Source organism: Streptomyces sp. NPDC021012, from assembly GCF_044333355.1.
Taxonomy (GTDB): Bacteria; Actinomycetota; Actinomycetes; order Streptomycetales; family Streptomycetaceae; genus Streptomyces.
In genome coordinates this window covers 58,964-66,092 of record NZ_JBIRQU010000024.1, presented here as the reverse complement: position 1 = coordinate 66,092, position 7,129 = coordinate 58,964, and the positions used below count along the sequence as shown (strand labels likewise).

The window sequence follows — 7,129 nt, the reverse complement described above, 5'->3', positions numbered from 1 at the left end:
GACGTCCACACAGTCCGCAAAACAGACACCATGAAACCGAAGGCGAAGAAGTCGACGACCCCACGGCCTCGCCGCACAGGTTAAAGATCAAGCTAAGGGATGTCCCGTAAATGATCTTAGAGTCGTCTCGGGCACGGCTGGCCGCTATGCGGCCCACCGGCCTATCCGGCGAGTGCGAGGTTGTGCATCCGGGCGATGCCGAGCATGGCGTGGTGGACGCCGTCGCCTTTGAGGCGGCAGTCGCGGAGGATCTTCCAGGTCTTCATGCGGGCGAAGACGTGCTCGACGCGGGCCCGGACCTGCTTGTGGGACTTGTTGTGCGCCTGCTTCCACTCGGGCAGGTCTTCGCCCTTTCGTCGACGATGAGGCATGACAAGTCCGGTGCCGGGGTAGCCGCCGTCGGTGATCGTGAGGGTCTTGCCGACGGCGGCCTTGGCGCCGGATTCCTCCCACGCCTTGCAGTCGTTTCGGTTTCCGGCGAGAGGCCGGCCGACCACGACGACCAGGCGAGTGTCGGAGTCGATGACGACCTGGTGGTTGGTCGAGTACCGATAGTTCTTGGACTGCGCGGCGATGGTGTGGTCACGGGTGGGGAGCAGGGTGCCGTCCACGATGAGCACGGTGCCCTTGGCGAACCGCTTGCGGGGCTGAAGCCCGAGCATCGGCCCGAGATGGTCGATGATCCGGTCCGCCGCCGACTTCGAGACCCCGAACAGCGGGGCGAGCTGCCGCATCGTGAGGTTCGTGCGCCAGTACGCCGCGACCAGCAAGGCCCGGTCCTCCAGCGGAAGACTCCACGGCCGGCCCCTGCGGACCGCGCCCGCACCCTCGCGCCGCAGAACCATCACCAGCTTCCCAAAGGCGCGCGGGCTCAGCCCGGAGAACGGGGCTATCCAGACACCTCACGTTGCTACGCCGTCAAGCCGGAGGGCTCACGTCCTCGAACATCGAGTGCCGCGGAAGGGCGTCTCCTCGTACGGATAGCCTGCCTCGACAGAGGAGGTTCCATTGTTGAGCGAGAGCGACGCACGCATCCTGGCCGAGGGGCTCATCGGCGAGTACTTGGCCGTCACCTCGGTGACGCAGCGGCACGGGAAGTTCTACGTCTTCTACAACGCCGCCGACGAGGGCGGCGGGATCGGCGGGAACGTCCCCCTGGAGGTCGATCCCGAGACTGGCCAGCACCGCTTCATCTCCATCGACGAGTACTTCGAGCTCGACCTCTGACCGCCCGCCCGTCAGGCAGCGCTGACCGCGAGCTCCGGCGGGGCAGGAAACGCCGCAAGCTCATCGAAAAGCTCGCGCTTCTGGAGGCAGTGGTAGAGCTGGCCGATCATGCGGTTGAAGAGGTTGCGCTGGGCGGCCGCGTGCCAGTCGCCTTGTTCGCGGCGGCGCCGATAGTGGGCGTTGGCCCCGGTGGATGCCCGGAGTGAGGCGAAGGCCCAGAGGTAGCCGGCGTGGTTGAGCCGGTCATTCTTCACCCAGCGTCGGGTGATGGCGGACTTCTTGCCCGAAGCCCGGGTGAGGGGTGAGGAGCCGGCGTAGGCCTTGAGGCCGCGGGCGTCGGCGAAGCGGGTCCGGTCGTCGCCGATCTCGGCGAGGACGCGGGCGGCGAGCTGGATGCCGAGTCCGGGGAAGCTCAGCAGGATCTCCGCGTCTGGGTGCTGGGGGAAGGCTTCTTCGACTGCTTCGGCGAGCTGGTCGGCAGCGGTGCAGGCGGCGTCCAGCTGGATGAGGAGGGCGAGCATCTGCTTGCCGAGCGCGTCCTCGACCAGCGGCGGCTGGTGGGCCCACTCCGCGCGGAGGACCTCGCGGAGGCGGTCGGCTTCGGTTTCGATGCCGCGCTGGCGGCCGGCGCGCTTGAGCACGGCCTGGATCTGGGCGCGGGTCAGCCGTGCGGCCCGGGTCGGTGTCGGGGCGGTCTTGAGGAGCTCGCGGGCCTCACGCCGGCACAGGCCGTTGGTCCAGGTGGCGAAGGCGGCCAGGGCGGCGGGGTAGTACTCGCGCAGCAGGGAGCGGAGCTGGTTGGCGAGCTGCTGTCGGTTCCACAGGGAGTCCTGTTGGGCGCGTGCGAGGACGGTGATCGCGCGGCCGAGGTCGGAGTCGTCGGGCAGGGGCCGGTGGGCATGCATGTCGGTGCGGAGGATGTTCGCCAGGACCAGGGCGTCGCCGGGATCGGACTTTTTGCGCGAGACGCTGTGCCGGTCGCGGTAGCGGGCGGCGGCCATCGGGTGATCGCGAACACCTTGCGCGTGCCGGTCCGCAGGACCGCAACGAGCAGGCCGCGGGAGGTCTCGATCGCGACCGGGATTGGGTTCTCGGCGGTATCGCCGTACTCGGCGAGCAGCTCCAGCAGGATTTTGTAGCCGGCCGCGTCGTCGGTGGTGTGCCGCTTGGCCAGGAGCTGGCCGGTGTCGTCGACCAGGGCGACGTCGTGGGTTTGTTCCGCCCAGTCGATTCCGCAATAGATCAAGGTTCCCCTCTCCAGAGTTCGGCGTTTGCGCTGGTCACGAGCGCATGCGGGCCACGCAGCGACCTAATCCCAGGCCTCAACCGCAGCGCGGTCGGGCCGCCACCTCACTAGCCGTTCGTGGCACCAGCGCACCCCACGGGCCTCGGTCTATGCAGGAGCTCGGGCGGCTCGGGCGTATCAAGAAGTCACCGTGCGGCGGGCTCGCACCACGCACACCAACGAGTGATCAAGGTCGTAGGTGTTGACGGCGATGGCAGTCACGAAGGCGCTGAACGCCGTCGTTCTACAGATAGACGTTGATCGCCTGGGTCTCGCAAGACATCCATCCAGCGCCCTCGTGACCGCCACCGCCCTGAGCACCACGACCGCGCACCGATCTACGTTGAGGCCTCCACGGCCCGGCTGCACCTGGATGTCACGGTCTGGTACTCGAACGCTCCGAGAAGCACCCGCGTCTGCGGAACGCTCATAACTACGGATTAGGACGACTCCGACGCCGTGATCACACCAGTCACACCAAGATCATCTCAGCCGCCCTATCATCCGATCCGTAGAGATGAGCGCCGTCGAAGGGGCTGATAGAGATGACCGCGCGCATGGCAGCCGCCGTACTGGCCACATGGGCCACGCTGATCTTGCTCCTACTCGCGCCGTCACCCCTGCCAGAGCATTGGCGCTACTACATCTACTCTCCAGCGAGCGTGGGCCTGTGGTTGCTGGCCATGCTCGTCGCCCCTGTCGTGGTCTGCATCGTGAAATGGCCATGGATCAAGTCGGGCGGCAGGTGAACCTCGACTTGCATGCGAGCCCGCGGACTACCCATCCATTAACGCCTGGCCATCAGTTACGGGACAGCCCTTAGTCGAGCGTTCCGGGCTTGTATTTGAACAGGCCGAGGGCCTCCTCCATGGACTTGGCGGCGGTGGCCCTTTTCAGGCGGCGGCGATGGTGTCGATGCTGAAGCGGCGCAGTTCGAAATGGGTGAAGCGGCCGGCGGTTTGCGTAGCGCTCTCCTTTTGTCAGCCTTCGAGGAAGAGGCAGGAGTTCAGGACTTCGACCTCCGGTGTAGACGAAGGGGCTGGCGCAGAAGTTGGCGAGGTGCTTCAGGTTGTTGTTAGCCAGACGGCCGTCCCTGATGGAGACGTCGAGGATGTGGATGTCATCGATGACGAGCTTTGTGCCGCACCTGCACAAAGCCTCGAGAACCAGTTTGGTGAGGGGACGCAGAGTCAGCACCGATCCAGCGCGACGCACCCGAACGGATCGGAACGGACGCCAGTGGAAGTCAGCACCAGGTCAGCACCAGCGCGTTCGGGCTCAATTCGTCTCACGCGGTCCGTGCCTCTGACCTGCATGTTTGTGCGGGAGGGTGTCGCGTGGTAAGCGGCGCCCTCCCATTTGGAGAACATCTGGCTCCGGACCAAGCGCTACAACGCGAGCGGCAAAGTGGTCTCCGGCACAGGAGGGGTCTGCTACCTCTACTTCCCCGAGCGTCCCACGCCCGCCCAGCGCAAGGCCTTGGAGGGTCTCGGGATCGTCTGACGCGGGGCGGCGGCCCCGGGGGACGTGACCGACGTCTCTACCCCGGGGGCGCCCCCGTGGCGCAAGGTGGTCGCCATGACCTCCACCACCCATTCCCGTCTCCTCGTCCGCGCCCGCACGGGCGGCCCCCGTGAGGACGGGCCCAAGATCCTTGAGCACGTCCTCGGCTGGACCCTGGTCGTGCTGCTCGCCGTCCTCGTCACCCGCGCGGGCCTCATGTGAGGTGACAGGGGCGGACGCGCACGGCGGGACCGGCAACCGTGTGGATGCCGGACGGCCGTGTGATCCCCCGGTACGGAACGGGCATACTCCCCCCGATCGCCGCGCCCCGCGCGCGCCCGGCAGGGAGGAGCGTCCGGTCATGGCCGACAGCACCGCGGACGGCGTGGAGCGCCGGCTGCCCACCGACGAGGCCCGGGAGCTGCTCGCCCTGGTGCGTGACATCGCCCGGCGGGAGATCGCCCCGGCCGCCGCGGAGGAGGAGGCCGCCGGCCGCTTCCCCCGCGAGCTGTTCGCGCTGCTCTCCCGCTCCGGGCTGCTCGGGCTGCCGTACGACCCCGGGTACGGCGGGGGCGGCCAGCCGTACGAGGTCTACCTCCAGGTCCTGGAGGAGCTCGCCGCCGCCCGGCTCACCGTCGGGCTCGGGGTGAGCGTCCACACCCTCGCCTGCCACGCGCTCGCCGGCTTCGGCACCGAGGCGCAGCGGGCCGCGCACCTGCCCGCGATGCTGGGCGGCGGGCTCCTCGGCGCCTACTGCCTCTCCGAACCCTCCGCCGGATCGGACGCGGCGGCGCTGCGGACCCGGGCGGTGCGGGAGGGGGACGGCGACTGGGTGATCGACGGGACCAAGGCCTGGATCACGCACGGCGGCATCGCGGACTTCTGCACGGTCATGGCCCGCACCGGCGGCCCGGGAGCGCGCGGCATCACCGCCTTCCTGGTGCCGGGGGACGCGCCGGGGCTGAGCGCCGCCCCTCCCGAGCGGAAGATGGGCATGAAGGGCTCTCCCACCGCGCAGCTGCACTTCGACGGGGTGCGGGTCGCCGACGACCGGCGGCTCGGCGCGGAGGGGCAGGGCTTCGCGATCGCGCTCGGCGCCCTGGACGCGGGGCGGCTCGGCATCGCCGCCTGTGCGGTGGGCCTGGCCCGGGCGGCCCTGGACGAGGCCGTCGCGTACGCGCGGGAGCGCCGCCAGTTCGGCCGGCCGATCGCCGACTTCCAGGGGCTCCGCTTCCTGCTCGCGGACATGGCGACCGGGATCGAGGCGGGCCGGGCGCTGTATCTGGAGGCGGCGCGGCTCCGGGACGAGGGGCGGCCCTTCGGTCGGTGCGCGGCGATGGCCAAGCTCTTCTGCACGGACACCGCCATGCGGGTCACGACGGACGCGGTGCAGGTGCTCGGCGGCTACGGCTACACGGCGGACTTCCCCGTGGAGCGGTATCTGCGCGAGGCGAAGATGCTCCAGATCGTCGAGGGGACCAACCAGATCCAGCGCGTGGTCATCGCCCGTCACCTGGTCGGACCAGAGTCCCGCTGACGCGCACGGTGCGGTCCGCCCAGACCGGTCCGGCGGCGAGCCGGGTCCACTCCTGGTCGCGGTGGCCGGGCAGGGTCCGGCCCTGGCTGGCCCAGAGGGAGAGCACGTCCCGGTAGATGGGCGGGTCGGCGGGGGCGGGGGGCTTGGGCTGCGCCTGTGCCGGGGTCTGCACCTGCGTCGGTACGGGGACGGGGACGGGCGCAGGCGACGACGTCGGCGCCGTCGGCTGAGGAACCGATTCTTCACCGCGCGGTTCGGCCTGCCGGTGCCGACCGTAACCGCTGGGAGTGGTGTACAGCGTGGTCATGCCCGGACCAACGCGCCCCGGCGGCCGGGGTCACCGCCGGAGGGATTCGAGCGGCAGTTCGTCCGGTACCCGGCGCACGACTCTGGCCCACCGACCGTGACCTGACGTACCGTCAGATCCCACTCGCCGCTCAGGAGGTCAGCCGTGGACGACGACCGGCCCGTCGCGCTCGACGAATACCCCGTGCACCAGGCACCGCTCTCGATGAAGCACCACGTCAGCGGCGACCGGAACGCCTACGACCGCTGCATCTTCCACGTCTTCGACCACACCGGCCGCGCCCTGCTCATCGCCGGGCTCGGCGTCTACCCGAACACCGGGGTCATCGACGCCTACGCCACCCTGCGCACCGGCGACCGCCTGCATGCCGTCCGCGCCTCCGACGCCCTCGGCGACGACCGGACGAACCTCTCCGTCGGCCCGCTGGCCATCACCGTCGACGAACCGCTCCGGCGCCTCTCCCTGCGCTGCGCGGCCGACCCCGGCGACCCCGAGGGGCTCTCCTTCGACCTCACCTGGACCGGCGACTTCCCTGCCGTCTGGGAACCCCACCACACCCAGCGCCACGGCGGCCGGCTCACCCTCGAAGGCCGCCGCTTCGTCCAGGCCGGACACTGCGAGGGCACCATCAGGGCCGGCGGCGAGGAGTTCACCGTCACGGCGGGGGAGTGGACCGGCACCCGCGACCGCAGCTGGGGCGTGCGCCCGATCCCCGGCGAGGAACCCGGCCGCGCCGCCGAGTCCCGCCCCGAGGGCTTCCACTGGCTCTGGATACCGATGCGCTTCGAGGACCGCTTCCTCATGGTCATCGCCCAGGAGGACGCCGACGGCTACCGCACCCTCAACGAGGCCCTGCTCGTACGGAACGGCCGCCGCGACACCCAACTCGGCTGGCCCCGCACCGAGATCACGTACCGTCCCGGCACCCGCCACCCCGAGCGGGCCGCCGTCCACCTCACCGACCCGGCGGGAAAACCCCTGGAGATCGGCGTCGAGATCCTCGCCTCCTCCCCGCTCGCCGTCGGCGCCGGATACCCGCCCGCCACCGACTGGCAGCACGGCACCTGGCAGGGCCGCGGCTGGACCGACCGCCGCGTCTACGACCTCTCCGACCCGGCCGCCCACCCCATGGCCGCCTACGGCGTCACCGACCACGCCGCCCGCTTCACCCTCGACGGCCGCACCGGCTACGGAATCTTCGAGCACGGCTCCTTCGGCCGCCACGACCCCAGCGGCTTCGCCGACCACACCTCGACAGCCAATTGAGGAG

8 protein-coding genes and 2 pseudogenes are annotated in these 7,129 nt (G+C 70.0%); 6 read left to right on the top strand and 4 right to left on the bottom strand.

The annotated features are described in order from the left end of the window. Positions 1–161: 161 nt before the first annotated feature. Positions 162–893, bottom strand: a complete 732-nt coding sequence (locus ACH4TP_RS39210; RefSeq protein ID WP_398440587.1) for a transposase — start codon at positions 891–893, stop codon at positions 162–164. A 118-nt stretch (positions 894–1,011) separates the two neighbouring features. On the opposite strand from ACH4TP_RS39210, the gene ACH4TP_RS39205 reads away from it, so the two are divergent. Continuing rightward, the gene (locus ACH4TP_RS39205; protein ID WP_398440585.1) at positions 1,012–1,227 is read left to right on the top strand and encodes a hypothetical protein; all 216 of its coding nucleotides are present in this window, start codon (positions 1,012–1,014) and stop codon (positions 1,225–1,227) included. An 11-nt stretch (positions 1,228–1,238) separates the two neighbouring features. Here the strand turns inward: ACH4TP_RS39205 and ACH4TP_RS39200 are convergent. Continuing rightward, positions 1,239–2,473: pseudogene (locus tag ACH4TP_RS39200) on the bottom strand (IS110 family transposase). A gap of 584 nt (positions 2,474–3,057) precedes the next feature. On the opposite strand from ACH4TP_RS39200, the gene ACH4TP_RS39195 reads away from it, so the two are divergent. Beyond that, positions 3,058–3,261 carry a hypothetical protein gene (locus ACH4TP_RS39195; protein ID WP_383676429.1) on the top strand — a complete coding sequence of 68 codons (204 nt, stop codon included), beginning with the start codon at positions 3,058–3,060 and terminating at the stop codon, positions 3,259–3,261. Positions 3,262–3,331: 70 nt separating this feature from the next. Here the strand turns inward: ACH4TP_RS39195 and ACH4TP_RS39190 are convergent, their stop codons facing one another. Further along, a complete protein-coding gene (locus tag ACH4TP_RS39190) occupies positions 3,332–3,709 on the bottom strand; it encodes a hypothetical protein (RefSeq protein ID WP_398440583.1) in 378 nt (125 codons plus the stop codon). A gap of 165 nt (positions 3,710–3,874) precedes the next feature. On the opposite strand from ACH4TP_RS39190, the pseudogene ACH4TP_RS39185 reads away from it, so the two are divergent. The 3 genes and pseudogenes from ACH4TP_RS39185 to ACH4TP_RS39175 form a co-directional block, all read left to right on the top strand. Continuing rightward, positions 3,875–4,015: pseudogene (locus ACH4TP_RS39185) on the top strand (peptidase C39 family protein); the annotation flags it as partial. 75 nt (positions 4,016–4,090) lie between these two features. Further along, the gene (locus ACH4TP_RS39180; RefSeq protein ID WP_107484094.1) at positions 4,091–4,237 is read left to right on the top strand and encodes an SCO1431 family membrane protein; all 147 of its coding nucleotides are present in this window, start codon (positions 4,091–4,093) and stop codon (positions 4,235–4,237) included. A gap of 139 nt (positions 4,238–4,376) precedes the next feature. Beyond that, on the top strand, positions 4,377–5,552 hold the full coding sequence (locus ACH4TP_RS39175; RefSeq protein ID WP_398191757.1) for an acyl-CoA dehydrogenase family protein: 1,176 nt from the start codon (positions 4,377–4,379) through the stop codon (positions 5,550–5,552). Here ACH4TP_RS39175 and ACH4TP_RS39170 read toward each other — a convergent pair. After that, a complete protein-coding gene (locus tag ACH4TP_RS39170) occupies positions 5,515–5,859 on the bottom strand; it encodes a hypothetical protein (protein WP_398191754.1) in 345 nt (114 codons plus the stop codon). The two genes, ACH4TP_RS39175 and ACH4TP_RS39170, sit on opposite strands and share 38 nt — an antisense overlap. 204 nt (positions 5,860–6,063) lie before the next feature. Between ACH4TP_RS39170 and ACH4TP_RS39165 the strand changes: the two genes are divergently transcribed. Next, positions 6,064–7,125, top strand: a complete 1,062-nt coding sequence (locus ACH4TP_RS39165) for a hypothetical protein (protein WP_398191861.1) — start codon at positions 6,064–6,066, stop codon at positions 7,123–7,125. Positions 7,126–7,129 lie beyond the last annotated feature (4 nt).

Excerpts from the sequence above, each read along its gene's own strand:
- ACH4TP_RS39170 (WP_398191754.1), bottom strand. The coding sequence starts at position 5,859 with ATGACCACGCTGTACACCACTCCCAGCGGTTACGGTCGGCACCGGCAG.
- ACH4TP_RS39195 (WP_383676429.1), top strand. The coding sequence starts at position 3,058 with ATGACCGCGCGCATGGCAGCCGCCGTACTGGCCACATGGGCCACGCTG.
- ACH4TP_RS39165 (WP_398191861.1), top strand. The coding sequence starts at position 6,064 with ATGAAGCACCACGTCAGCGGCGACCGGAACGCCTACGACCGCTGCATC.
- ACH4TP_RS39180 (WP_107484094.1), top strand. The coding sequence starts at position 4,091 with ATGACCTCCACCACCCATTCCCGTCTCCTCGTCCGCGCCCGCACGGGC.
- ACH4TP_RS39175 (WP_398191757.1), top strand. The coding sequence starts at position 4,377 with ATGGCCGACAGCACCGCGGACGGCGTGGAGCGCCGGCTGCCCACCGAC.